The organism is Streptomyces aquilus, assembly GCF_003955715.1.
Classification (GTDB): Bacteria; Actinomycetota; Actinomycetes; order Streptomycetales; family Streptomycetaceae; genus Streptomyces; species Streptomyces aquilus.
This window is the reverse complement of the sequence record NZ_CP034463.1, coordinates 7909413-7933713: the sequence shown is the minus strand read 5'-3', so window position 1 is coordinate 7933713 and position 24301 is coordinate 7909413. Positions and strand designations below refer to the sequence as shown.

The window sequence follows — 24301 nt, the reverse complement described above, 5'->3', positions numbered from 1 at the left end:
GATCACACCATCGCGTGAATCGCGGCTGAACTCGGGAGTTCTGGCGGGCACTTGTGGTGTTCATGGGTGGGTCAACCGCCGCGTACCGCCCGTCCGACCGCTGATCTGAGAGCCACGAACTCCGGCAGCCCGCGCGTGCCGATCTGGTCCCGCTTTCCCGGCAGTTCGACCGGCAGGTCGAGGACGACGCGGGAGCCGGGGCCCGGGGACAGGACGACGACGCGGTCGCCGACGTAGACGCTCTCGTCGATGTCGTGGGTGACGAACACGATGGTCGTGCCGTCGGTGCGGTGGACCTCCAGGAGGAGGTCCTCCAGGTCCTCGCGGGTCTGGGCGTCCAGGGAACCGAAGGGCTCGTCCATGAGCAGCAGGGAGGGCCGGCAGACCAGGGCGCGCGCGATGGCGACGCGCTGCTGCATGCCGCCGGAGAGCTGCCAGGGGTGGCGGCGGGCGGTGCCGTCGAGGCCGACGCGCTCCAGGATGCGCTCGGCCGCGGCGCGGCGCCCGGTGCGGCCGAGGCCCTGGCGGCGCAGCGGGAGGGCGACGTTGTCGCGGACCGTGAGCCAGGGGTAGAGGGAGCGGCCGTAGTCCTGGAAGACGACCGCGAGCCGGTCGGGGACGCCGGTGACGGGGGTGTCGTCGACGGTGACCTCGCCCTCGCGGGCGGGCAGCAGGCCGGCGACGGTGCGCAGCAGGGTGGACTTTCCGCAGCCGGACGGGCCGACCACGCACAGGAGTTGGCCGTCGGGGACGGTGAGGGTGAGGTCGCGCAGGACCGGGTGGTCGCCGTAGTACTGGCCGACTGCGTCGAGGCGGAGCATGCGGTCGTGTCACCTGGCCCGGGAGTCGTGGGGTGGCTGCGTACGGGTACGGGTACGTGTACGGGTGCGGATCATGCGGTCGCCCTTCCCTTGCCGACCAGGCGCTTCTCCACCGCCAGGAGGGCGGTGTTGAGCAGGTGGCCGAGGGCGCCGAGCAGGACGAGGGCCGCCCATACGGTGAGCAGGTCGGAGCGGGTCTGGGCGTCGGTGAGGGTGAAGCCGATGCCGTTGGCGGTGCCGGGGAGCAGTTCCGAGAACACCATGAGGATGAGGGAGAGCGAGAGGCTCAGCCGCAGGCCCGCGAAGATGCGGGGCAGTGCGGACGGGAGGATGAGGAACCGGAGTCGTTCGACGGGGCCCAGGCGGAGCACGGCGGCGACGTCGAGGCGCAGGGGGTCGGTGTTGCGGGCGCCCTCCGCGGTGTTGATCAGCACCGGCCAGACGGCGCTGAAGACGATCGACGCGATCTGCATGGGCGTACCGAAGTCGAAGACCACGACGAACACCGGGACCAAGGCGGGCGGTGGGACGGCCCGCGCGAACTGGAGGACCGGGTTGCAGAGGGCGTACGCGCGCCGCGAGCGGCCGACCGCGACGCCGAGCGCGATCCCGGCGACGGCGGCGAGCGCGAACCCGGCGGCCATCCGCCCGAGGCTGGGCAGGATGTCGGCGACGGCGGCCTCGGTGAGGAACAGGTGTCGGACGGGGCCGGAAAACCACAGGTCGTACATGTGGCGGGCGATGCGCCCGGGTGGCGGGAAATAGACGCTGCCGTGCACCCGGGCGGCAAGCTCCCACGCGGCCACGGCAAGAGCGAGGACGACCCAGCGGAGAAGAGCATGCGGGAGGCCGGCGGGGAGGCGGGGGCGGCTGGGTTGATGCCGTGGGGGTGGCGTGGGGGGCGTGTCGGGGTGGGCGAAGGGGGTGGAGCGGCGTCCCGTGGGCGGCGCCTCGGTCACCCCCTGGGCCTCGGACCTCGGGCGTCCCGTGGGCGGCGCCTCGGTCACCCCCTGGGCCTCGGACCTCGGGCGTCCCGCGAGCGGCGCCTCGGTCACCCCCTGGGCCTCGGAATCGGGCCCACCCAGCCCCGCGCGCGCCTTCCCGCCCCGGCCCGCCTCCTCGCCGTCGCTCGAGTCCCCACCCCCGCTCACGTCCCCACCCCGACCCCCCGCTCCCCCGACGTCCACGGGAACAGCCGTCGCTCGCCCCACACCAGCACCCCGTTGATGACCAGCCCCAGCGCCCCCGCCCACACCACACCCGCGAGGACGTCCCGGGTGCCGTTCGTGGCCAGGCCGGACTGGGCTATGAAGATGCCGAGGCCCTCGCCGAAGCCGGAGAGGATCTCGGTGGCGACGGCCAGGATGAGGGCGACGGCCGCCGAGATGCGGATGCCGGCGGCGATGAACGGCGCGGTGCCGGGGAGTTCGACGCGGAGGAGCACCGCGAGGCGGCCGAAGCCGAAGGCGCGCAGGGTGTCCTTGGCGAGGGGATCGGTCTCGCCGAGGCCGTAGACGGTGTTGAAGAGGATCGGCCACACGGAGGCGTACGTGACGAGCGCGACCTTCGTCTCCGTGCCCGAGCCGAGCAGCAGGGAGACCAGCGGGATCAACGCCACGGACGGCAGGGGCCGCAGGAACTCCACGATCGCGCGGACGGCGGCGTCGACGACCGGCACGCTGCCCAGCAGCAGACCGAGCGGGACCGCGAGGGCGACGGCGAGGCCGAGGCCCAGCGCCCAGGCGTGCAGGGTGGCGCCGACCCCTTCCAGGAACGTCCGGTCACCCGCCAACTCCACTGCTCTTCGCAGGACTTCGGAGGCGGGCGGCAGATAGCTGCGACGCACGATCCCGGCCCTGCTGACCGCCTCGCACACCCCGAAGGCGAGCAGCACACCGAGCGCCCCGAGCATCAGCTCCTGCCGCCGCCTCACCGCACGCCCTCCAGAGACCTCTCCCTCACTTCACCAGCAACGCCGCCGGGTCGATCGGCTTCTGCACCATCCCCTGCTTCTTCATCAGCTCGGTCAGGCGGGCGATCTGGGCGGCGTCCATCGTCGGCGGGAAGACCGGCAGGTCGATCTGCTTCGCCTGCCGTGCGGTCACCTTGGTGTAGGTCGGCAGGATGTCGCGTACGGCCTCCGGGTCCTTGGCCGCGATCTCCACGGCAGCCTTGAGGGCGCGCTGGAACGCGGCGAGGGCGTCCGCGTGCTCGCTCGCGTACCGCTCCGTCGTGATGTAGCCGCTGAGCGGGATGGACCGCACCGGTGCGGACGCCCCGTCCACCAGCACCCGCGCCCCCAACTCGTCCTGGATGGCGCTGTCGTAGGGCTCGACCGCGTGCACGGCGTCGACCTGCCCCTTGTCGAGGGCGGCGCCCATCTGCGGGAAGGGGATCTGCCGGTAGACGGGCTTTCCGGCGCCCTGTTCCGCCACGATCTCGTTGAAGGTGAGCGACTGGACGTTGTTGAGGACGTTGACCGCGAGCTTGCGGCCCGTGAGGTCGGCGACGGACTTGATGTCCGAGTCCTTCGGCACCAGCACGTCCATCATGTGCGGCGCGGCCCGGATGGCCTCGGCGACGATGCGGATGTCGAGGGTGCCCTTGTCCTGGGCCTGGAAGTAGGTGACGTAGTTCGCGCTCGCGACCATGTCGATCTGCCCCTTGGACAGCGGCGGCAGCGCCTGGAGGCTCTGCTGGATCTGCTGGACGCGGACGTCGAGCCCCTCCTTCTCGAACAGGCCGCGGTCCTGGGCGATGTAGAGCATGGCGCAGTCGACCAGCGGCAACGCGGCCACGGTGACCTTCGTCCGCCCGCCGTCCGCCGCCCCGGAGGCCTCGTCGTCGCCGCAGGACGTCAGCGTCAGCGCGAGGACCGTCGCCAGCGCGGCCGCCGTTCCCTTTCCCGCACTTCCCGAACACGATCGCCGTAACGCCATGCGCGCATGATGACGCCCGACTTGGCATGATCACTACATACATGCCAGCCGAATCGCGGCTCTGCGAAATACCGTCGTCCTTGGAAAATCACCCGGCCTCGGCCACCGTGGTGCGCATGACCCCTACGGCGCCCACGGCCCCGCCGGTTCCCGATGTGTTCGACCCCCGCCGGTACGCGGCCGGAGTGCCCTACGACGCGTACCGCGTCCTGCGCGACCACCACCCCGTGGCCTGGCAGGAGGAGCCCGAGGTGCTGGACTGGCCGGCCGGGCCGGGGTTCTGGGCGGTGACCCGGCACGCGGACGTGGTGCGGGTGCTGCGGGACCCGGCGACGTACTCCTCCTGGCTCGGCGCCACGCAGATCCGGGATCCCGATCCGGCCGACCTGCCGTTCATCCGGCGCATGATGCTCAATCAGGACCCGCCCCACCACGGGCGGTTGCGGCGCCTGGTCAGCCGGGCGTTCACCCCCGCGCGCATCGCCCGCTTCACCGAGGTCGCCGAGGAGCGGGCCCGCACCCTGTTCGCCCGGGCCCTGGAGACGGCCCGGGCCACGGACGGCACCGTCGACCTCGTCGCCGCGGTCACCGACGACTACGCCCTGCTCAACCTCGCCGACCTGCTCGGCGTCCCGGAACAGGACCGCGGCCTGCTGCTCCACTGGACGCGGCGGGTGATCGGCTACCAGGACCCCGACGAGGCCGGCGAGCCGGTGCGCGACGCGGCGGGCAGGCCGGTGAACCCGCGCTCCCCCGCGATGCTCGGGGACATGTTCGGGTATGCCCGCCAACTGGCCGCGCACAAGCGCCGGCATCCGGCGGACGACGTGCTGACCACCCTCGCCGAGGACACCGAACTCACCGACGCCGAGCTGGAGATGTTCTTCTTCCTGCTCACCGTCGCGGGCAACGACACCGTCCGCAGCGCGGCCCCCGGCGGACTGCTGGCACTCGCGGACCACCCGGAGTCGTACGCTCGGCTCCGTGCCGGCGGGGTCGAACTCACCCTTGCCGTCGACGAGTTGCTGCGCTGGCATCCGCCGGTCCTCAGCTTCCGGCGCACCGCCGTACGGGATGCCGAGCTGGCGGGGCGGCGCATCCGGGCCGGTGACAAGGTGGTCGTCTTCCACGCCTCCGCCAACCGGGACGAGCGGGTCTTCGACGCCCCCGACCGGCTGGATCTGTCCCGTGCACCGAACCCGCACGTGTCCTTCGGCGACGGCCCCCACGTGTGCCTGGGCGCGCACTTCGCCCGGCTCCAGCTGCGGGTGCTGTACGCGGAGGCGCTGCGCACGCTGCCGGTCCTGCGGACGGCGGGACCGGCCCGGCGGCTGGTGTCGAACTTCATCAACGGGCTCAAGTCCCTGCCGGTGCAGGTCACTTGAGACTTGAGATGCGTCACGGCCGCACCTGGATGAGCGCGTGGGTGCCCCCGGTCCGCCAACGCTGCCCCTCCGCCGCCACCAGCGCGGCCTCCGTGGCGGGCGTGAGGCCGGTGATCACGTCGGACTTCAGGGTGCGCAGGGCCGCCACCGGGCCGGGGAAGTGGGCGGTGACCTCGGCGAAGGGTGTGGTCGGCGGCCAGCGCCGATCGCCCACCAGACGGCGGTAGTTGAGGTCGCCCTTGAGGACGGTCAGGGTGGCGCCGGCGAGTTCGGCGCGCAGGTCGTCGGGCATGGCCTCGTACGGCAGCGGGGCGCAGGAGAAGGGGTGGGCGCGAAGGGTGAGACGGCCGTCCGCCATCGCCGCCCAGAGCTCGCGCCCGTACCCGGCGGCCGCGCCCCCGGCCCGGGTCAGCCGGCGCAGGGCGTCGACCACGTCGGCGGTCGTGGCGTCCGAGACGTAGTACGGGTGGGACTTGACGTGCAGGACCGCCCGCCGGACCCGGCCCCGGGCGAGGAGATGGGCGATGAGGAGCAGGTCGGGGACGAGTTCGCGGCCCGCGTTGTCGGCGACGAGGCACAGGGTGTCCGCGCCGTCGAGGAGCGTCCGGAGGGCGGCGCTGTCGTCGGCGACCAGGGCGGGGACGGCGGCGCGGGCCTCGGCGTCCCCGTCGGACAGCCGGAAGCCGAGGTCGGCGCGGTTGCCCCACAGGGAGCCGTGCAGCAGGGCTTCGGCCTGTTCCTCGGCCGGCCGGTCCGCGAGGTCGTCGAGCGCGGCCAGCTCCTCGTCGGTCTCCGGGGATTCGAGCTCGGCAAGCTTGAAGGGGCGGAAGGGGTCCACTCCTTGCCAGGGGCCGGGGCCGAAGTAGCCCACGGCGTCGAGGAGTCGGCGGTAGAACCAGCTCTCGGACCACAGCCAGGGGATGTCGAACCAGGACCGCCCGATGTGCTCGTCCATCCCCCAGTCCGTCCAGAGGTCACGGCCGGGGGCGTCGGCGGGGAGCGGCTCGATCACGCCCTTCGTGCAGTTCTCCAGGAGCGTGTCGAGGGCACGGTGCTGGTCCGGGCCGTAGGGGAAGGCCTCCCGTACCTGCCCCACGATCGCGGGATGCCGCTCGGCGAGCACGCTGTACGGGAACGAGCCGGGTTCGTCGCTGAGAAGCACGGGCGGGATTGCGGACATGCGCGCCACCGTACCGCCCGGCTCAGGGAATTCTGATCTCCCGCTCCAGCTGGGTGGCGAGGCTCAGATAGCGGGCGCGGCGGGGTACCGGCACCATGCCGCGGATCAGGAGGTGCCACATCTCGGCCAGCCGGCGCGGATGCCGGGTGACGGGTTCCAGGGAGCGGCCGACGACCCGGGTGCCGACGAGGGAACAGACCAGGGAGTGAGCTGCGGCTTCGACATCGATGTCCGGGTGGAGGTCGGCGTCCTTGACGGCGCCGAGGAGTTTGCGGGTGGTGATGTCCAGCCATTCCTCGAATGGGTGGGAGAGCGGCGGGGGTACTTCCAGTCCGCCGGTGGCCAGCCGGAGTCCGGCCCTGGGGACGGGGCCTTCGACGGACAGCCGCGCGATCCCGAAGGTGGTGCGGATCAGGGCTTCGAGATGGGAAAGGCCGCGGCTGTCCATATCCGCCGCCATCCGGCGCAGAGTTCTGGACTGAAGCTCCAGAATGGCGTGAGCGAGATCCTGTTTCGCCGCGAAGTGGAAGTAGAGGGCACCCTTGGTTACTTGGGCGTGCTCGACGATGTCGCTCAGGCTGGTCGACTCGTAACCCTGCCGGTCGAACAGATCCGCGGCGGCCGCGATGATCGCCGCTCGGGTCTGCTCGGCGCGTAACTGCCTAGCCATCGATGGGACGCTCCTGGGGGCGAGAGAGCAGGACCCGAAAAGAACAGGCCACGCCGTTTGTTTCTTACTCCCCGTACACGATATCTCACCGTACGACGGCCATTCGAGGGCACCCCAATTCCCTTCAGTCTTCAGACCTCCCACAACTTATTCACCGATTGCGTGTAGAGCGCAATGGGCGTGGATAAAAACCGGTCGCTCAGTACAGAAAAAGGCGGGGGTGGCTCAGAAAGTCAGCTTCCAGCTGTTGAGCGTGCCCGTGTCCTGGGCCGCGGTGTCCTGGACGCGCAGCTTCCAGGTGCCGTTGGCCGTCTCGCTCGAAGCGTCCACGGTGTAGGTGGTGTTGACGTTGTCCGCGGAGTCCGAGGAGCTGGCGGACTTCAGGCTGTAGACCGTGCCGTCCGGGGCGACGAGGCCGATCACCAGGTCACCGCGGTAGGTGTGGGTGATGTCGACGGCGACCTTGAGGGCCGAAGGGGCGTTGCCGGTACGGCCGCTGACCGTGATGGCGGACTCGATCGCCGAGCTGTTGTCCGGGATGGCGACCGCGGAGGTGCTGGAGTACGTCGTCCCCGTCGTCGTACCGCCACCGCTGACGGCGGCCACGGTCTTCGCGGCGTCCGCGAGACCGGCGCCGCAGCCGCCCGAGCAAGCGCCGGGCAGGGCACGTGCGTTGGCCTTGATGGCCGACTCGATCTGGGCCGGGGTCAGCGAGGAGTTGGCCGACTTCAGCAGGGCGGCGAGGCCCGCGATGTGCGGGGTGGCCATGCTGGTGCCCTGGTAGTAGGCGTAGTTCTCGCTCGACGCCGTCTTGGTGCCGGAGTTCAGCGTGGACAGGATGCCGTTGGCGGTACCGGTGCTGGTCTGGCCGCCGGGGGCCGAGATGTCCACCAGGGAGCCGTAGTTGGAGTACGAGGCCTTCGCGCCGGTGCGGTTGGTGGCGGCCACGGATATGACGTTGTTGCAGTTGCCCGGCGAGTGGTTCGCGACGTTGTCGTTGTCGTTGCCCGCGGCGACGGCGATCGTGGTGCCGCGGTTCACGGCGGCCGTGATGGCGCTCTGGGTCGCGCTGGTGCAGGCACCGTCGCCGCCCAGGCTCATGTTGATGACCTTGGCGACGTTGGTGTTGGCGGGCACACCGGAGACGGTGCCGCCGGACGCCCAGGTGATGGCGTCGATGATGTCGGAGTCGTATCCGCCGCACTTGCCGAGCACGCGCAGCGGGGAGATCTTCGCGCCGTAGGCGATGCCCGCGATGCCCTTGCTGTTGTTGGTTACCGCGGCGATGGTGCCGGCCACGTGCGTGCCGTGCCAGGAGGAGTTGGAGGCCGGGATGCCGTCGCCGCACTCGTTGGCGTTGTACCAGTCGCCCGGGTCGGCCGGGTTGCTGTCGCGGCCGTCGCCGTCCACCGAGACCGCGGTGTCGGAGATGAAGTCGTAGCCGGCGACGATGTTCGCGGCGAGGTCGGTGTGGGCGACGTAGCCGGTGTCGATGACGGCGACGGTCACGCCGGAGCCGGTCGCGGTGGACCAGGCGCCGGGGACGTTCATGCCGGCCGTGGCCTCGAACAGGTCCCACTGCTTGGCGTACTCGGTGTCGTTCGGGTCGGCCTGCGGCTTGTTCAGGCGGTCCGGCACGACGTAGGCGACCTGCGGGTCGGCCTTGTACTCGGCCACGACGTCGGCGACGTCCGCGCGGGTCGCGTCGGCGCCCAGGTCGACCAGGGCGGCACCTGTGCCGAGGCGGCGCCGGAAGTCGACGTCCTCGCCGGCCTCCTTGCCCTTGGCGGCGGCGTCGGCCTTGGCGGCCGAGTTCGACTTCGCCTCGGTGGCACCGGACTTGTAGCCGACGATGAGCCGCTCGGCGGTGACGCCGGGGGCGGCCTCGGTCTGGGCGGCGGGCACGGCGGCTGCCTTCGGGGCGGCGGCCTCCTGGGCCGTGGCCACCGTGGCGGTGGCCGCCGTGAACAGCGCGGCCGAGACCGCGGCGACGGAGATCATCCTCCGTCGGAGGGAGGGCGGGGTACGCAAGGGCTTTGCCTTTCGTGGCCGTGCTCCGGGCAGCGCGGAGCAGCGGTGGGGAACGCTTCGTCGGTGAAGCGGCGGGGGGTGGGTCGAAAAGCGGCGTGGGACCGGCCGAGCGCCAGCCGACCAGGGAGGGGGTTACCTGTGGGTCAGCTGTGGCCTGAACGATAGGCAAAGCGCAGGTCATGTGAATACAGGGGAAACCCTCGATCCGGCCGGAAACCCACCCTCGCCGTCCGGAAGTCGGGGGCGAATGCACCCCGGCTGCACCCTTTCGCGGTCGATGTCCCGCGGTGAACGCGCCGGGCCCGGTTTCCGTACTGCACGGGAGCAAACCGTTCCCGCCTCGGCCGAGGAGACGTTCCGGATGCCCCGGATGACCGCATACCGCATGGCCGTTCTGACGGTCGTGGCACCGCTGGCGACCACCGTCTGGGCGGCCTCCCCGGCCCAGGCGCACGGCGCGCCGACCGATCCGGTGAGCCGGGTGTACGCCTGCTCCCCCGAGGGCGGCGACCGGGCGCAGTCCACGGCCTGCCGGGCCGCCGTCGCCGCGAACGGGGCACCCTTCACCGCCTGGGACAACCTGCGCATCGCCAACGTCAACGGCCGCGACCGGCAGACCGTCCCCGACGGCGAGCTGTGCAGCGGCGGCCTGCCCGCCTACAAGGGCCTCGACCTCGCCCGCGCGGACTGGCCCTCGACGCATCTGACGCCGGGCGCGACGCTGACGATGAAGTACGCCTCGACGATCCCTCATACGGGAAGCTTCAAGCTCTATCTGACCAAGCCCGGCTACGACCCGACGAAGCCGCTCGCCTGGTCCGACCTGCCCGACAAGCCGTTCGCCACGGTCAAGGACCCGGCGCTGACGGGCGGCGCGTACCGCATCCGTGCGACGCTGCCGTCGGACCGTACGGGCCGGCATGTGCTCTACACGATCTGGCAGAACACGAGCACGCCGGACACGTACTACTCGTGCTCGGACGTGGTGTTCCCGGCGACGAAGGGCAAGGCCGAGCGGAGCGCGAAGCCGTCACCCTCACCTTCGGCATCGGTCTCGAAGCCGGCTTCGAGCGGCGCCGCGAAGGCCCGTACGACCAAGAGCCCGACGCCGAGCGCCGAACCCCGTACGACGGCCTCGGCTGCCGGCACCGCGCCGGTGGCCGCCACGGAGACTCCCGGCACGGGACCGTCCGCCCCCATGGTGGCGGGCGGCGCCGCCGCGGTGCTGGTGCTCACCGGGGGCGCCGCCCTGGCGCTGCGTCTGCGTCGACGCTGAACGCCGTTCGTACGAGGGTCAGTTGACGAAGACCGCCGCACCGTCGGAGGTGGCGACCGGGGCGTACTTCGCGGTCCAGAAGCCACTGCCCGGGCAGAGCGAGGAGCCGGAGGTCCGGGTGAACTGCTGGTTGGTGAACTTGATGCTGTTGTCGGCGTTGTCGGCCGCGCCGGAAAGGCTGCCGTTCGTCGCCTGGTAGACACAGGTGACGCTGCCCAGCAGGGTCCTGAGCACGACGGTGGTCTGGATCGGGCCGGCGGTGCCCGGGGTCACGGCGACGGTGCCGTCGGAGGCCACGGTGGTGGTGTACGCCAGGTTGTTGACCGTGACGCTGGTGACGCCGAGGACGCCCACGTTGTTCGAGGTGCAGTTGCTGAAGGTGTGCCCGGTGAGGGTCTCGGAGGCGGTGCCGGGAGCGGCCGGGTTGCTGTCGACCGTCGCGGTGAACTGCGAGGTGGTGCAGGTGATGCCGGTCGTGCCGGTCGCGCTGGAGTAGAGCGTCGCGGTGGTGCCGCTCGCCAGGGACGCGGTGACCGTGGCGTTGGTGGCGACGGCGTCGCCGCCCGCGGAGCCGGTCGTGAGGACGTTGTCGGCGGCCGACGCGGGGCTGACGCCCGACAGGGCGAAGGCGGCGACGGCGGCGGTGAAGGTGAGCAGGGAACGCGTACGCATGCGGGATTGCCTCTTTTCCGAGGTGAGGGGGGTTGAGGGTTGAGGGGGGTGGTTGGTGGGGGGCGGTTGGTGGGGGGGAGTGGACGCGGCGCGGCGTCCGCCGGCGTCGGCCCGTGACGCCTTCTCCGTACGTCACGGACCGACGACGGCAGCCGACCGGTCACCGGCCGGGGAACGTGGGTGGTCCCCGGCCGGGCCGGGCGGGAGGCGGCGACCCGGCACGGACCAGGGGGGAAGTGACCGTGCGGGTGCCAGGGAGAGGAGACGGGCACGGGGTGTGCCCGGAGACGGACAGGACGTCCGGGAGGCGCGGACAGTGCCGCGCGATGGATCCGGCGCCACGGATCCGGGTCGAGCCAGGGCAAGTTGTAGACCTGATGCTCAGTCAACGTCAAGGAGTAGAAGGCCAGTTGACGGACAGTCAAATAGCGGCCCGGCACCTCGGCACATCTCGCCCCACAGGCGGGGCACAACCAACACCCTTTTTTCACAACTCTCTTGACCCTTAAATGTAACCACCGGTAACTTCCTCGGCGGCTACTGCGGAGTACGCGAAAGCCCTTGCATCCGCCGGGAGATGCGAGGGGGCGCGAGCCGCCTGCGCTGTCCGCGCCAGGACAACGTGCCATTTGATGCCAGACCGCACTGTCTATGCCCTGGGAGCACACATGGCCTCGTCTTCGGACGCCACTTCGGCCGCCGACAACACACCAGAGAACGCGGAAAGCGGTTCCGCGCCGGAGCCTGCCAGACGCGGTCGGGTCCGCGCGCGCCGGGCCGCCGTGATGGCCGTACCGGCCACGCTCGTCGCCGCCACGCTGGCGGTGCTGACCGCGGAGGGCGCGCTGGGCGTGCAGTTCGCGATCTCCGGCATGGCGTTCACCGTCACCGCGAAGGAGCTGAACGGCACCGGCTTCGAGCAGTTCGGCGCCCTCGACAACATGGCGGAGGGCAGCCCGAACGCGGGTGACACCGGGGGCCAGGTGCTGGTGGTCACCTCCGCGATCAAGAACGCGACGCTGGACAGCCTCTGCCAGAGCGTCGACCTCGGCGGGACCAACCTGCTCATCACCGCCGGCAGCGGGTCGCAGAAGGTGAAAGCGACCGACCTGACCACCGACTCCACCGAGCTGACCGGTGACGCCGACTTCAACAACATCGAGATCGGCAACGACGCCAGCACGCTCACCAAGGCCGGGGTCAAGGGCCCGATCGGGGTGTTCAGCCAGCAGTCGGACACGGTGCACATCGCCAACCTGCGGCAGACCAACTACGCGACGACCGCGGGTGTCTTCAAGCTTCCGGGCCTGAAGCTCCGTTTCAGCAGCTCGGGTTGCTGATGTCGGACACGGACACTCCACGTCGGGGAGTGCGGTCGGCCTTCCGCGCGTGGCGGGCCGACCGTCCGTTCTGGGGCGGGCTGCTGCTCGCCCTGGGCGGGGCGGAGATCCTGCTCACCGAGAAGGCGTCGCTGAAGGTCGTCCTGCACATCGGTATGCAGGGCCTGGCCGGCTATCTCCTGCCGGCGCTGATGCTGCTGCTGGGGCTGCTGATCCTGTTCAACCCCACCCAGCGGCTCTTCTACTCGATCACCGGCGTCCTGCTCGCCCTGGGCACCTGGCTGACCTCGAACCTGGGAGGCTTCTTCATCGGCCTCCTCCTCGGCGTGGTGGGCAGCTGCCTGGCCTTCGGCTGGCTCCCGGACCAGGATCCGAGGGTGAGCCGCAGAAAGCGCCGCAAGGCGGCCCGAGCGGCGAAGAGCCCGGCGGTGCTGGGCTCGCTGGGCGCGGTGGGGCCGGAGGCCGGTGACCCGGAACCGGCCTGAGGACTCGCGGGGCGGGAGAGCGTCCTGATGCCTTACGGGGCCCGGAAAGCGCCCTGATGGCCGTGGGGGGCGCAACCGGGTGCCCGCCCCGCACACAAGCAGGAGCGGGAACGGGCCTGACCGCACACGGGCAGGAGCCGGGACGAGCCTGACCGCACACGGGCAGGAGCCGGGACGAGCCTGACCGCACACGGGCAGGAGCCGGGACGAGCCTGACCGCACACCGGCCACGGCCGGGAAGGGACTTACCCCCACCCGACCGGGGCCAGGACGAACCCGACCGCACACCAGCCAGGACCAGCACGGGACTTACCCCCACCCGACCGGGGCCAGGACGAACCCGACCGCACACCAGCCAGGACCGGCACGGGACTTACCCCCGCGCAACCGGGGCCAGAACGAGCCTCACCGCACACCAGCCAGGGCCGGGAAGGGACTTGCCCCCGCGCAACCGGGGCCAGGAACGGGCCGGCCCGCCCCAGGGCCGGGGCTGGGAACCGGCCTCACCAGGCACGGCCAGGGCCCGGAACCGGCCTACCCGCACTCGACCGGGCCCCTGGCCTACCCGCACACGACCGGGCCCTGGCCCGCCCGCCCGCACACGACCGGGCCCCCGGCCCGCCCGCGCACTAGCAGGGCCCGCACCGGCCAGGCGAGCGCCCCCGCTCGGCGCCGCCGCCCACCACCGCCCAGCCGCCGCCCGCCCGCACCCCGCCGCCCCATTCCGGCCAGCCCCCCCGTGCACCCTCGCGCACCCCGCTCCCCGCCCCCTAGCGTGACCGTGGCGCACGGCCGCCCGGGGCAGCCCGTGGGGTCGTGCCGCGCTGTCCGGGCACCCCGAACCGTGGGTGCCGGGAGCCCACGGGACAGGGGGAGTTCGATGGAGTTCAAGGACCCGGTCGTGATCGACCCGACCGGTCGTGACATCCACGGCGAAGCCGCGCGGATCAGGGAGCGCGGCCCCGTCGCCCCGGTCGAACTGCCGCACGGCGTGCCCGCCTGGGCGGTCAGCAACCCCGCGCTGCTGAGGCGGCTGCTCGCCGACCCGAGGGTGTCGAAGGACGCGCGACAGCACTGGCCGCGCTGGGCCGAGGGCCGCGTCTCCCCGGACTGGCCGCTGTTCACGTGGGTCGCCGTGCAGAACATGTTCACGGCCTACGGCGCCGACCACAAACGGCTGCGCAACCTCGTCGCGAAGGCGTTCACCGCACGCCGCACCGCCGCCCTGCGCCCTCGTGTGGAAGCCGTCACCGACGCACTGCTCGACCGGGTCGCCAAGGCCGGAGAGGGTGGTCAAGTCGTCGATCTGCGCGAGGAGTTCTGCTACCCGCTGCCCATCCAGGTCATCGGCGAGCTCCTCGGCCTCCCGGAGGAGCAGGGCCCGGAGCTACGGGCCGTCGTGGACGGCGTCTTCCACACCTCGGCCGACGCCGCCGAAGTGGCCGACACCTACGCCCGCTTCTACGCGGCCATGCGGCAACTCGTCGAGACCAAGCGGGCGTTGCCCGGCGACGACCTCACCTCCGCGCTGATCGCCACCCATGACGACGACGGCGCCCACCTCAGTGAGCAGGAGCTGCTCGACACCCTGGTGCTCATGGTCAGCGCCGGTCACGAGACCACGGTGAACCTGCTCGACAACGCGGTCCACGCCCTGCTCACCCACCCCGGCCAGCTCGCCCTGGTCCGTGCCGGGCAGGCCTCCTGGGACGACGTGATCGAGGAGACCCTGCGCGCCGAGGCACCGGTGGCGAGCCTGCCGCTGCGGTACGCCGTGACGGACCTGGACCTGGCCGAGCTGGGCGGCCCCGAGGGCGCCGTGATCCGGACGGGCGAGGCGATCCTCGCCGCGTACGCCGCCGCCGGACGCGACCCGGGGCACCACGGCGAGGACGCGGACGTGTTCGACGTCACCCGGGCCGACAAGGACCACCTGGCCTTCGGGTACGGCGCCCATCACTGCCTGGGTGCCCCGCTCGGCCGCCTGGAGGCCCGCGTCGCGCTGCCCGCGCTGTTCGCCCGCTTCCCGGGGCTCGCGCTCGCCGTGGCGCCGGGGGAGCTGGAGCCGGTGGACTCGTTCATCTCCCACGGCCACCGGTCACTACCGGTGCGCCTCGGCTGACGTACTCACTGCGACGGCGATTGCGCGGCAGCCGGCGTCTCCACGGGCGCGGTCACCGCCGTCGCCGGCGCTGACTCGTCCTTCATCGCCTGCGCCTCGCTCTTGAGAATGCGCATGGACCTGCCGAGCGCCCGCGCGGTGTCGGGCAGCTTCTTCGAGCCGAACAGCACGATCACGACGATCGCCACTATCAGCAGGTGCCAGGGTTCCAGTCCGTTACGCAGCACGGCCGCGCCTTTCTCTCGCCCGAGTTCTCAACTCGCTCTTACGTCGGTCGCGCACACTTGCGGCGGCCGCCGCCCGTCGGATGACGGTTGCTGTCGTGCGCAACTGTACAACCGGGGCTTAGGCGACAAATCCCAGCAATTTGCAAAAAGGGCGCGGATGACGATCACCAGTGCAGGGAGGCCGGCACCCCCGCGGCACCGGCAGGAGCGCCCCGGCGGCCGTCGCCGGGCGGGCCGCCGCCGGGGCCGCCGGATACGCGTCGCCCTCGCCGTCTGCCTCTCGCTGCTGGTCCTCGCGACCGCCGGCGCGGGCTGGCTCTATCTGAAGCTGGACGGGAACATCAGCACCTTCGACTCGGGCGGCGTCTCCGACGACCGGCCCCGGGCCGGCTCCTCCAAGGGTGAGAACGTCCTGCTCATCGGCTCCGACGCGCGCACCGACGGCAACGCGGCGCTCGGCGGCGGGAACAAGGACGACATAGGGCGCTCCGACACCACGCTCCTGCTGCACGTCTACGCCGACCACCGGCACGCGCTCGCGGTCTCCATCCCCCGCGACACCCTGGTCACGATCCCGCCCTGCAAGCTGCCCGACGGCAGCTGGACGAAGACGCAGACCGACACGATGTTCAACGCGGCCTACTCGGTGGGCGACACCGCCAAGGGCAACCCGGCCTGCACCCAGAACACCGTCGAGCACCTCACCGGCCTGCGCGTGGACCACACGGTCGTCGTCGACTTCAAGGGTTTCGCCCGGCTGACGGAGGTGGTGGGCGGGGTGCGGGTGTGCCTGCCGCAGGACGTCTACGAGAACGATCTCAACCCGCACCGGACGACCCCGGGCAGGCTGCTGTTCAAGAAGGGGGTGCAGACCGTCTCCGGGCAGAAGGCGCTGGACTACGTCCGCATCCGGCACGGCATCGGCGACGGCTCCGACATCGGCCGCATCAAGCGCCAACAGGCTTTCGTGGCAAGCCTGTTGAAGGAGGTGAAGAGCAAGGGCCTGACCCCGACCCACCTGTTGCCGCTCGCCGACGCCGCGACGAAGTCCCTCACCGTCGACACCGGCCTGGGCTCCGCCGACAAGCTCATCTCCTTCGCGATGTCCCTGAAGGACGTCGACCTGCACAACACCAAGTTCGTCACCCTGCCTTGGCGGTACGACGGTTCACGCGTCGCGATCGTCGAACCGGACGCCGACGCCCTGTGGGCGGCCCTGAAGTCCGACCGCACGATCGACGGCAAGAACGCCACGGGGAAGCAGAAGACACCCACGGCGTCCCCCACCCCCGTCTCCGGCGCCGGCATCTCCGTCGGCGTCTACAACGGCACCACGGTCACCGGCCTCGCCGCCCGCGCCGCCGCCGCGCTCACCTCCGACGGCTTCACGGTCACCGGCACGGCCACGGCGACCACCCAGGACCACCCCACCACCCTCGTCGAGTACGGCCCCGGCGAAATGTCCCGGGCCCGCACGGTCGCCGCGGCCTTCCCCGGCGCCACGCTGGAGTCCGTCACGCGCGCCGGCATCAGCCTCGTACTGGGCCAGTCGTACGCCACCACACCCACCGCGTCCCCGACGGCCGTGCCCAGCACGGTCGCGGACGGCGCCCGGTCGGCGGACGACAACCCCTGTTCGAACCTGACCTACGGCTGACCTCGCCGTCGACCATCACGATGCGGCACCGAGAAGTCGCTACAAGCGGCTGATCACTTGACTACCGGCGGTCACACGCGGTTGGCTCCGGGCAAGTGAAAGTTCAACAGGCCGACGCACACCCGCGTTTCGGCCTCCCTTTCGCGTTCCACCTGCTCGGCCGCACAGTGAGGTGCCGCACCCTCATGATCACCACTCCCCCACCGCAGGCATCTTCCGGATCCGGCGCATCCGTGCGTCTCGCCGTCGCGGCCTCGGCCGCCCTCCTGCTGCTCGTCGGCTGTTCCGGCCCGGGTTCCGCTTCCGGTTCCGGTTCCGCAGCCGCGCGGCTCGGGTCGGGGGCGAAGGGCGCGATGAAGGTCGCCCTGGTCACCCACGGGGGTGAGGGGGACGCCTTCTGGGAGCTGGTGCGCAAGGGGGCGGAGGCGGCGGCCGTGAAGGACGGGGTCGAGCTGACGTACGTGAGCGACTCCGACCCGGCCCGGCAGGCGCAGTTGGTGCGGGACGCGATCGGGGAGCGGGTGGACGGGATCGCGGTGACGCTGGCCAAGCCGAACGCGATGAAGGCGCCGGTCGCCGAGGCCAGGGCGGCGGGTATACCGGTCGTCGGGCTCAACTCCGGTATCGACGCGTGGAAGTCGCAGGGGTTGTTGGAGTACTTCGGTCAGGACGAGAGCGTCGCGGGCGCCGCCGTCGGGGACAAGCTCGACGCGCTGAAGGCCAAGCACGCGCTGTGCGTCATCCACGAACGGGGCAATGTCGCGCTGGAGGCGCGCTGCGCCGGGGTGAAGAAGACGTTCGGCGGCGAGACCGAGAACCTCTATGTGGAAGGCACCGACGCCAAGGCCGTGGACGCCGTCCTCACCGCCCGGCTGCGGCAGGACCCCGGTATCGACGAAGTCGTCACGATGGGCGCGCAGTTCGCGCTGGACGCGGTCGACTCGGTGAAGGCGGCGGGCAGCAGGGCCCGGGTCGCCACCTTCGACCTCAGCAAGGACCTGGCCCGGGCCGTGCAGGACGGGTCGGTGCAGTTCGCGGTGGACCAACAGCCGTATCTCCAGGGCTATCTCGCGGTCGACTCGCTGTGGCTGTACCGCACCAACGGCAATGTCAGCGGCGGCGGGGTCGCCCCCGTGCTGACCGGCCCCGCGTTCGTGACCCGGAGCAATGTCGCCGCCGTGGCGAAGTTCGCCGCCGCCGGAACCCGCTGAGCGAGCCCCCTCCCCGCTCGCACACCCACCTCCCCTCCCCGCTGATCGCCCAAGGAAGACCATGTCTGACCGGACAGGCCCCCGGCGCCGGCGCCGTCTCGGCTCCATACGGATCTCCCTGATCCTGCTGGCGCTGGTGCCCAGCGTCACGCTCGCCGCCATGTGGGGCGTGACGACGATCCAGATGTTCTCCGAGGGCCTCAGGCTGCGCTCGCAGACGGAGCTGAGCCGCTCGACCGGCGCCATGGGCACCGAGGCCACGCTCGCGCTGCAACGTGAACGGGCCCAGTCCGCCGCCTGGTTGGCCAGGCTGCCCGGCTCCCGGGCCGCCCTGGACCGGCAGCGCGCGGAGACGGACAAGGCGGTCGCCAAGCTCGTCGGCCGCGCCGAGGAGATCCAGCGGGCCCCGGACCGGGTCGCGGAGCGGCTGTACTCGGTGGTCGCCTCGCTGGGCAGCCTGGAGTACTACCGCGACCAGGTGGACGACCCCGCCGACATCCCCGCCGAGCAGGTCCTGGACCAGTACACGTCGATCGTCGACGGTCAGATCCACGCCTTCCAGGAGCTCTCCCAGGTCGACGACGGCGACCTCACCTCGCAGGCGGAGCCGCTCGTCGCCCTGGAGCACGCTGCGGAGCTGACCTCGCAGGAGGACGCCGAGCTCACCCTCGCCTGGCCGAACGGCCATCTGGACGAGAAGGGCTGGACGGAGTTCGTCCAGCTGGTCAACACCCGCCGCTGGCTGGTCCAGGACCAGATCGTGCCCGCGCTGACCGGTGACGCGAAGACGGAGACCGAGCGGATCCTGGCCAGCAAGGAGTGGCAGACCCTGCTGTCCGTCGAGGACCAGGTCCTCGCCGCCCGCCCGGACCGCGCCGACGGCCGGGTCGCGCTGCCGGACGCGCGGAAGCGCTGGACGGCCGCGCTGGACACGGTGTCCGACCGCTACTCGGTCCTCATCCAGCAGCAGACCTCCGGGCTGCTCACGCGCAGCGCGGACAAGGCCGACGACCTGCTGCTGACGGCCGCCTCGCTCAGCGCCGGCGGGCTGGTCGCGCTACTGCTGTGCGTCGGCATGTCCTGGCGGATCACCCGCTCCCTGTCCCGCCGGCTGAGCGGCCTCCGGGTCGCCACCCTGAGCCTCGCCCAGGAGCGGCTGCCCGACGTGGTGGCCCGCCTGGAGCGGGGCGAGAAGGTCGACGTGGACCGGGCCGCGCCCGAACTGGACTACGGCACCGACGAACTCGGCCAGGTGGCCAGGGCGTTCAACACCGCGCAGCGCACGGCCGTGGAGACCGCAGTCGAACTCGCCGACACCCGGCGGGGTTTCCAGAAGGTCATCCTCGGCATCGCCCGGCAGAGCCAGAACCTGGTCAACCTCCAGCTCAGCCGCCTCGACACCCTCGAACGCCGGCACCAGGACCCCGAGGTCCTCGCGGGCCTGTACGAACTCGACTCCACGGCCAGCCAGTTGCGGCGGTACGAGGAGAACCTCGTCATCATCAGCGGCGGGCAGCCCCGGCGCAGCTGGACCGAGCCCGTGGCGATCGTCGACATCCTGCGCAGCGCGGTCGGCGAGGTCGCCGAGTACCAGCGGGTGGAGGTGCACACCGACGAGGAGCTGTCCCTGGCGCCGCCCGCCGTGGCCGACGTGATCCATCTGCTGGCCGAGCTCATCGAGAACGCCACGCTGTACTCCCCGGCGCCCAGCCCGGTCGGGGTGCGGGCGACGTTCGTCGCCAAGGGCCTGGCCGTCGAGATCGAGGACCGCGGGCTCGGCATGTCGGAGGAGGACTACGCCTCGTTCAACGCCCAGTTGGCCGAGGCGCCGAAGTTCGACGTGGTGGCCCTGGCCGACGATCTGAGGCTCGGCATGTTCGTGGTCGCCCAGCTCGCCGACCGGCACGGGATCGCGGTGACGCTGCGCTCGTCGCCGTACGGCGGGACGACGGCGATCGTGCTGATTCCGCACGAGGTGCTGGTGCGGGAGGAGGACGGGGGCGCCCCGGCGGAGAAGCCCGACCGTGAAGAAGCACCAAAGACCACCGAACCGCCCGAACCCACCGCGCTCGTGGCACCCGCCGCCACGCCCGTCGCGGCCGACGCCTCCGCCGCTCCCTCCCCCCTCCCCCGGCGCGTCCCCCAGACCAGTCTGGCCGTGGAGCTGCGCGAGGAGGCGCCGGTCGTCGCCGACGACGACCCCGACGGCTTCACCGCGGAGCACGCCGCCTCCTCGCTCGCCGGGTTCCAGCGCGGCACGCTCCAGGCCCGGGAAGCGGCCGAACCCGCCACCGTCCCCACCACTCCGCACACCGACCGCTCATGAAGGACAACGCCATGACACGCCCCACCCCCGCCACGCACACCGCGCTGGACCAGTTGCTCACCGGCCTCGTGGACCGGGTCGCGGACGTCACGCAGGCCGTGGTGCTCTCCGACGACGGGCTGGTGGTCAGCAAGTCCACCGGGTTCCTGCGTGACGACGCCGAGCGGCTGGCGGCGACCGCGTCGGGGCTGATGAGCCTCAGCAAGGGCGTCAGCATGGACTTCCGGGGCGGGCCGGTGCGGCAGGCACTGATCGAGATGGCCAACAGCTTCCTGATACTGACCTCGGCCGGTCCCGGCGCCCATCTCGTCGTGCTCACCGGGCCGAACGCCGACGTCGGCGTGGTGGCGTACCAGATGAACATGCTGGTGAAGAAGATCGGCGAGCATCTCAGCGCGGCACCGCGGACCGGGCTCGGTCCCACCGGCGCGTGAGGTGAGCGAAAGCGACGCGGTGGCGGGTCGGCTGGTCCGGCCGTTCGCCCTGACCGGCGGGCGGACCCGGCCCAGCCGCGCCTGCTTCACCCTCATCGCCACGGTGACCGCGGTGGACCCGCCACCGGAGCGGGCGCCCCGGCCGCAGCCCGAGCAGGCGCGCATCCTGCGCCGGTGCGCCCGGCCGGTCGCGGTGGCGGAGCTGGCGGCGCTGCTCGACCTGCCGGTGAGCGTGGTCGTCATCATGCTGTGCGACCTGCTGGAGGCGGGCCTGATCACCGTCCATCCGCCGCATCCCGTCACCGACCGCACCCTGGACCTGGACCTCCTCCAGAAAGTGAGGGACGGCCTTGGCCGGCTCTGAGGCATCCGCCGCCGCGACCCCCGCGGCGCCGGACACCGTCAAGATCCTGATCGCCGGGGGCTTCGGCGTCGGCAAGACGACCATGGTCGGGTCGGTGAGCGAGATCGTGCCGCTGCGCACGGAGGAGCCGCTGACCATGGCCGGGCTCGGCATCGACGACCTCGCCGGCATCGAGCGGAAGAAGGCCACCACGGTGGCCCTGGACTTCGGCCGGATCACCATCAACGACCGGCTGGTGCTGTATCTGTTCGGCACGCCGGGGCAGCAGCGGTTCTGGTTCATGTGGAACGACCTCGCCGTGGGCGCGCTCGGCGCGGTGGTCCTCATCGACGTGCGGCGGCCGGAGGCGAGCTTCGCCGCGGTCGACTTCTTCGAGCGGCGCGGCATCCCGTTCGTCGTCGGCGTCAACGGTTTCGACGGTCGGCACCCCTATCCGCCCGAGGAGATCAGGGAGTCGCTCGTGCTGCCGGAGGGGGTGCCGGTGGTGCTGTGCGACGCGCGGGAGCGGGAGTCGTCGCGGGATGTGCTGATCGCCCTGCTGGATCTGCTGATCGCGGCGGCGGTCGGCGGCACGGCGGGTTCCCAGGTCATCGGCGGGAATCCGCCAACCGTGCCGGAGTGATTGACGGACAACTCCCGTCCCTCTACTTTCCATTCGCCTCATCGAACCGCGTTCGACATATCGACCGTCTGGAGAGTCGCATGTCCGCAGAGCCGCCCCCCGTTTCCCTCCCCTCCGCTCCCGGCCTCTCCCGCCGTCGCCTGCTCGGCATGGCCGCCGCCGCACCGCTCGCCGCGACCGGTGCGCTGGCGCTCGGCGCCGGGACCGCGCACGCCGCCGACTCGGCGTACGCCATGGCCTACTTCACCGAGTCGACCAACCTCGGGGACGGCACCGACTACGGCCTCCATCTCGCCGTCAGCAAGGACGGGCTGCTCTGGACGCCGCTGAACCAGAACAACCCGGTGGTCACCCCGACCGAGGGCGCGGGGGGCCTGCGCGACCCGTTCATCCTGCGCAAGCAGGACGGCACGTTCGTGGTGCTCGCCACCGACCTCAAGGGCACCGACTGGAACTACAACAGCCAGTACATCCACGTCTGGAACTCGACCGACCTGCGCACCTTCACCGGATACCACCGGCTGAAGCTGCACGACATGGTCACCCACAGCTGGGCGCCGGAGGCCTTCTGGGACGCGGGCCGCGGCCAGTACGCGATCATCTACTCGTCGGTCAACTCCAGCGGCCACAACGTGATCATGGTCAACTACACGACCGACTTCGTCACGGCCTCGGCGCCCCAGGTCTTCTTCGACCCCGGGTACGACGCGATCGACGGCGACATGACGGTGGGCGTGAACGGCGTCAACTACCTCTACTTCAAGAACAACAGGAGCGGGACGCTGCTGGGCGCGCGGTCCACGTCCCTCGACCCGGGCAGCTTCACGACCTTCACCTCGGGGGTCGCGCACGGCGGCACCGAGGCACCGACGGTCGTCAAGTCCCTCACGTCCGGCACCTACTGGCTCTGGGGCGACACCTACACGCCCAACGGGGTCTTCTACGCCTGGCAGTCCACCGATCTGGCGGCGGGCACCTGGACCGCGCTCGACCAGCGGACGTACACCCAGCCGGTCAACTCCAAGCACTGCGGCATCACGACGATCACCGGCGCCCAGTACGACAACCTCGTCGCCAAGTGGGGCGCGCCCGCCTGGAACCGGCTGAAGTCCTACAACTACCCGGCCCGTTACGTCCGGCACGCCGACTACGTCGGCCGTATCGACGAGTACCCGATCGAGCCGTACAAGGATTCGCTGTGGAAGCTCGTGCCGGGCCTCGCCGACTCCTCCGCGGTGTCGTTCCAGTCGGTCAACTACCCGACCCGGTACCTGCGGCACTACGACTACGCGCTGCGGCTGGACGCCAACGACGGCACGTCGACGTTCGCCGCCGACGCCACGTTCCACCGGACAGCCGGTCTCGCCAACTCCTCGTGGGCGTCGTTCCGTTCGTACAACAACCCGACCCGGTACATCCGGCACTACGACTACGCGCTGCGGATCGACCCGATCTCCACCGGCACCGAGCAGCAGGACGCGACGTTCCAGGTCGGCTACTGAGCACGCGGCCGCCGACGCGGGATCCGCGTCGGCGGCCGGGTCCGGGGTACCGGCGTCAGGACGCCAGGCCGGCCGTCTTCAGCCAGGCCTTCGCGACGTCCAGCGGGTCCTTGTTGTCCAGCTGGACCTGGGAGTCCAGGTCGAGGAGCGTCTTGGTGTCCAGCTTCTTCGAGACCGCGTTGAGCGCGTCCACGCCCTCCTGGGAGAGGCCGCTCTTGTAGACCAGCGGGGTCACGTTCGCGAAGCCGAAGAGGTTCTCCGGGTCCTGGAGGACCACGAACTTGTTCTTCGTGATGTTCGGGTCCGTGGTGAAGATGTCCGCGGCCTGCACGGTGTTCTTCGACAGCGCCGCCACGGTCAGCGGGCCGCCCGCGTCGAGCGCCTTGAAGGACTTGAACTTCAGCCCGTACACCGACTCCAGGCCCTTCAGGCCCTGCTGCCGGGTCTGGAACTCGGGCGAGCCGCCGATCACCAGCTCCGGGGCGGCCGCCTTGAGGTCCGCCAGGGTGGACTCGCCGGTGAGGCTGTACTTCTTGGCGGTGTCCGCGTTGATGCTGACGGAGTCCTTGTCCTCGGCGGACGACGACTCCAGCAGCGTCAGCTTGCTGTCGAGCTTGGTCTTGACGGCCGCGTTGACCTCGTCGGCCGACTTCTGCTCCGCCTTGGCGTCGAGGTACGACAGCAGCGAGCCGTTGTACTCGGGCAGGACGGTGATGGAGCCGTTCTTCAGCAGCCCGTAAGTGACCTCACGGGAGCCTACGTTGGGCTTGTAGGTGACCTTGATGCCCTTGGCCTTCAGGGCCTCGCCGTAGATGTCGGCGAGCAGGATGCTCTCGGCGAAGTTGTTGGAGCCGACGACGACCGTGTCGCCGCTCGCGGCCTTGCCGGTGTCCTCGGCCAGAGGGTCGGAACCGTCGTCGGAGCCGCATCCCGCGAGCAGCGCCGCCGAGGCGGCCAGCGCGACGGCCATCGCGCCGGGATGCTTCCGAAGGGACCTGCTGCGTGGGGCGTTGGAAGTCACGATTCCCGTTCCGGGC

General features: G+C 71.2%; 22 protein-coding genes. 12 read left to right on the top strand and 10 right to left on the bottom strand.

What is annotated here, in order from left to right; genetic code table 11:
• Nucleotides 1-71: 71 nt before the first annotated feature.
• The 4 genes from EJC51_RS36440 to EJC51_RS36425 form a co-directional block, all read right to left on the bottom strand.
• The gene (locus EJC51_RS36440) at nucleotides 72-821 is read right to left on the bottom strand and encodes an ABC transporter ATP-binding protein (RefSeq protein WP_126274938.1); all 750 of its coding nucleotides are present in this window, start codon (nucleotides 819-821) and stop codon (nucleotides 72-74) included.
• Between the two features lie 71 nt (nucleotides 822-892).
• Nucleotides 893-1972 carry an ABC transporter permease gene (locus EJC51_RS36435; RefSeq protein WP_244363002.1) on the bottom strand — a complete coding sequence of 360 codons (1080 nt, stop codon included), beginning with the start codon at nucleotides 1970-1972 and terminating at the stop codon, nucleotides 893-895.
• Entirely contained in the window at nucleotides 1969-2754 is a 786-nt protein-coding gene (locus EJC51_RS36430; RefSeq protein WP_244363000.1) for an ABC transporter permease, read from the bottom strand. The genes EJC51_RS36435 and EJC51_RS36430 overlap by 4 nt, the downstream gene beginning before the upstream one ends.
• Before the next feature lie 25 nt (nucleotides 2755-2779).
• Nucleotides 2780-3760 (bottom strand): ABC transporter substrate-binding protein, encoded by a 981-nt coding sequence (locus EJC51_RS36425; protein ID WP_126274937.1) that lies wholly within the window; start codon nucleotides 3758-3760, stop codon nucleotides 2780-2782.
• Between the two features lie 116 nt (nucleotides 3761-3876).
• On the opposite strand from EJC51_RS36425, the gene EJC51_RS36420 reads away from it, so the two are divergent.
• The gene (locus EJC51_RS36420) at nucleotides 3877-5145 is read left to right on the top strand and encodes a cytochrome P450 (protein ID WP_126274936.1); all 1269 of its coding nucleotides are present in this window, start codon (nucleotides 3877-3879) and stop codon (nucleotides 5143-5145) included.
• A 13-nt stretch (nucleotides 5146-5158) separates the two neighbouring features.
• On the opposite strand, the gene EJC51_RS36415 is transcribed toward EJC51_RS36420, so the two are convergent.
• From EJC51_RS36415 to EJC51_RS36405, 3 genes are all read right to left on the bottom strand, one after another.
• The gene (locus EJC51_RS36415) at nucleotides 5159-6325 is read right to left on the bottom strand and encodes a damage-control phosphatase ARMT1 family protein (RefSeq protein WP_126274935.1); all 1167 of its coding nucleotides are present in this window, start codon (nucleotides 6323-6325) and stop codon (nucleotides 5159-5161) included.
• Nucleotides 6326-6347: 22 nt separating this feature from the next.
• On the bottom strand, nucleotides 6348-6995 hold the full coding sequence (locus EJC51_RS36410; protein ID WP_126274934.1) for a ScbR family autoregulator-binding transcription factor: 648 nt from the start codon (nucleotides 6993-6995) through the stop codon (nucleotides 6348-6350).
• Between the two features lie 225 nt (nucleotides 6996-7220).
• Nucleotides 7221-8996, bottom strand: coding sequence for a S8 family peptidase (locus EJC51_RS36405; protein WP_425276818.1), 1776 nt, complete (start codon nucleotides 8994-8996; stop codon nucleotides 7221-7223).
• 391 nt (nucleotides 8997-9387) lie between these two features.
• Here EJC51_RS36405 and EJC51_RS36400 point away from each other — a divergent pair, with 391 nt between their 5' ends.
• Complete coding sequence (locus EJC51_RS36400) at nucleotides 9388-10302, top strand: lytic polysaccharide monooxygenase auxiliary activity family 9 protein (protein ID WP_126274932.1); 915 nt, start codon at nucleotides 9388-9390, stop codon at nucleotides 10300-10302.
• 18 nt (nucleotides 10303-10320) lie between these two features.
• On the opposite strand, the gene EJC51_RS36395 is transcribed toward EJC51_RS36400, so the two are convergent.
• Nucleotides 10321-10974: a Tat pathway signal sequence domain protein gene (locus EJC51_RS36395; protein WP_126274931.1), complete on the bottom strand. Its 654-nt coding sequence runs from the start codon at nucleotides 10972-10974 to the stop codon at nucleotides 10321-10323.
• 668 nt (nucleotides 10975-11642) lie between these two features.
• Between EJC51_RS36395 and EJC51_RS36390 the strand changes: the two genes are divergently transcribed.
• From EJC51_RS36390 to EJC51_RS36380, 3 genes are all read left to right on the top strand, one after another.
• On the top strand, nucleotides 11643-12314 hold the full coding sequence (locus EJC51_RS36390; protein WP_126274930.1) for a DUF6230 family protein: 672 nt from the start codon (nucleotides 11643-11645) through the stop codon (nucleotides 12312-12314).
• On the top strand, nucleotides 12314-12799 hold the full coding sequence (locus EJC51_RS36385) for a DUF6114 domain-containing protein (RefSeq protein WP_244362998.1): 486 nt from the start codon (nucleotides 12314-12316) through the stop codon (nucleotides 12797-12799). The genes EJC51_RS36390 and EJC51_RS36385 overlap by 1 nt, the downstream gene beginning before the upstream one ends.
• 880 nt (nucleotides 12800-13679) lie before the next feature.
• A complete protein-coding gene (locus tag EJC51_RS36380; protein WP_126274929.1) occupies nucleotides 13680-14921 on the top strand; it encodes a cytochrome P450 family protein in 1242 nt (413 codons plus the stop codon).
• 5 nt (nucleotides 14922-14926) lie between these two features.
• Here EJC51_RS36380 and tatA read toward each other — a convergent pair whose 3' ends face one another.
• The gene (gene tatA, locus EJC51_RS36375; protein ID WP_126274928.1) at nucleotides 14927-15148 is read right to left on the bottom strand and encodes a Sec-independent protein translocase subunit TatA; all 222 of its coding nucleotides are present in this window, start codon (nucleotides 15146-15148) and stop codon (nucleotides 14927-14929) included.
• Between the two features lie 157 nt (nucleotides 15149-15305).
• On the opposite strand from tatA, the gene EJC51_RS36370 reads away from it, so the two are divergent.
• From EJC51_RS36370 to EJC51_RS36340, 7 genes are all read left to right on the top strand, one after another.
• Nucleotides 15306-16805 (top strand): LCP family protein, encoded by a 1500-nt coding sequence (locus EJC51_RS36370; RefSeq protein WP_126274927.1) that lies wholly within the window; start codon nucleotides 15306-15308, stop codon nucleotides 16803-16805.
• A 185-nt stretch (nucleotides 16806-16990) separates the two neighbouring features.
• Entirely contained in the window at nucleotides 16991-18016 is a 1026-nt protein-coding gene (locus EJC51_RS36365) for a substrate-binding domain-containing protein (protein ID WP_126274926.1), read from the top strand.
• A gap of 61 nt (nucleotides 18017-18077) precedes the next feature.
• Nucleotides 18078-20342 (top strand): sensor histidine kinase, encoded by a 2265-nt coding sequence (locus tag EJC51_RS36360; RefSeq protein WP_126274925.1) that lies wholly within the window; start codon nucleotides 18078-18080, stop codon nucleotides 20340-20342.
• An 11-nt stretch (nucleotides 20343-20353) separates the two neighbouring features.
• Nucleotides 20354-20776, top strand: coding sequence for a roadblock/LC7 domain-containing protein (locus EJC51_RS36355; protein ID WP_059195721.1), 423 nt, complete (start codon nucleotides 20354-20356; stop codon nucleotides 20774-20776).
• A gap of 1 nt (nucleotide 20777) precedes the next feature.
• The gene (locus EJC51_RS36350; RefSeq protein ID WP_059195574.1) at nucleotides 20778-21140 is read left to right on the top strand and encodes a DUF742 domain-containing protein; all 363 of its coding nucleotides are present in this window, start codon (nucleotides 20778-20780) and stop codon (nucleotides 21138-21140) included.
• The gene (locus EJC51_RS36345; protein WP_126274924.1) at nucleotides 21127-21762 is read left to right on the top strand and encodes a GTP-binding protein; all 636 of its coding nucleotides are present in this window, start codon (nucleotides 21127-21129) and stop codon (nucleotides 21760-21762) included. The genes EJC51_RS36350 and EJC51_RS36345 overlap by 14 nt, the downstream gene beginning before the upstream one ends.
• A gap of 80 nt (nucleotides 21763-21842) precedes the next feature.
• Entirely contained in the window at nucleotides 21843-23264 is a 1422-nt protein-coding gene (locus EJC51_RS36340) for a glycoside hydrolase family 43 protein (protein WP_126274923.1), read from the top strand.
• Nucleotides 23265-23319: 55 nt separating this feature from the next.
• Here EJC51_RS36340 and EJC51_RS36335 read toward each other — a convergent pair whose 3' ends face one another.
• The gene (locus EJC51_RS36335) at nucleotides 23320-24234 is read right to left on the bottom strand and encodes an ABC transporter substrate-binding protein (protein WP_244362996.1); all 915 of its coding nucleotides are present in this window, start codon (nucleotides 24232-24234) and stop codon (nucleotides 23320-23322) included.
• Between the last annotated feature and the right edge of the window lie 67 nt (nucleotides 24235-24301).

Coding starts and splice junctions, on each gene's coding strand:
- EJC51_RS36440 (WP_126274938.1), bottom strand. CDS start 821: ATGCTCCGCCTCGACGCAGTCGGCCAGTACTACGGCGACCACCCGGTC.
- EJC51_RS36425 (WP_126274937.1), bottom strand. CDS start 3,760: ATGGCGTTACGGCGATCGTGTTCGGGAAGTGCGGGAAAGGGAACGGCG.
- EJC51_RS36420 (WP_126274936.1), top strand. CDS start 3,877: ATGACCCCTACGGCGCCCACGGCCCCGCCGGTTCCCGATGTGTTCGAC.
- EJC51_RS36415 (WP_126274935.1), bottom strand. CDS start 6,325: ATGTCCGCAATCCCGCCCGTGCTTCTCAGCGACGAACCCGGCTCGTTC.
- EJC51_RS36410 (WP_126274934.1), bottom strand. CDS start 6,995: ATGGCTAGGCAGTTACGCGCCGAGCAGACCCGAGCGGCGATCATCGCG.
- EJC51_RS36405 (WP_425276818.1), bottom strand. CDS start 8,996: ATGATCTCCGTCGCCGCGGTCTCGGCCGCGCTGTTCACGGCGGCCACC.
- EJC51_RS36400 (WP_126274932.1), top strand. CDS start 9,388: ATGCCCCGGATGACCGCATACCGCATGGCCGTTCTGACGGTCGTGGCA.
- EJC51_RS36395 (WP_126274931.1), bottom strand. CDS start 10,974: ATGCGTACGCGTTCCCTGCTCACCTTCACCGCCGCCGTCGCCGCCTTC.
- EJC51_RS36390 (WP_126274930.1), top strand. CDS start 11,643: ATGGCCTCGTCTTCGGACGCCACTTCGGCCGCCGACAACACACCAGAG.
- EJC51_RS36385 (WP_244362998.1), top strand. CDS start 12,314: ATGTCGGACACGGACACTCCACGTCGGGGAGTGCGGTCGGCCTTCCGC.
- EJC51_RS36380 (WP_126274929.1), top strand. CDS start 13,680: ATGGAGTTCAAGGACCCGGTCGTGATCGACCCGACCGGTCGTGACATC.
- EJC51_RS36370 (WP_126274927.1), top strand. CDS start 15,306: ATGACGATCACCAGTGCAGGGAGGCCGGCACCCCCGCGGCACCGGCAG.
- EJC51_RS36365 (WP_126274926.1), top strand. CDS start 16,991: ATGATCACCACTCCCCCACCGCAGGCATCTTCCGGATCCGGCGCATCC.
- EJC51_RS36360 (WP_126274925.1), top strand. CDS start 18,078: ATGTCTGACCGGACAGGCCCCCGGCGCCGGCGCCGTCTCGGCTCCATA.
- EJC51_RS36355 (WP_059195721.1), top strand. CDS start 20,354: ATGACACGCCCCACCCCCGCCACGCACACCGCGCTGGACCAGTTGCTC.
- EJC51_RS36340 (WP_126274923.1), top strand. CDS start 21,843: ATGTCCGCAGAGCCGCCCCCCGTTTCCCTCCCCTCCGCTCCCGGCCTC.
- EJC51_RS36335 (WP_244362996.1), bottom strand. CDS start 24,234: ATGGCCGTCGCGCTGGCCGCCTCGGCGGCGCTGCTCGCGGGATGCGGC.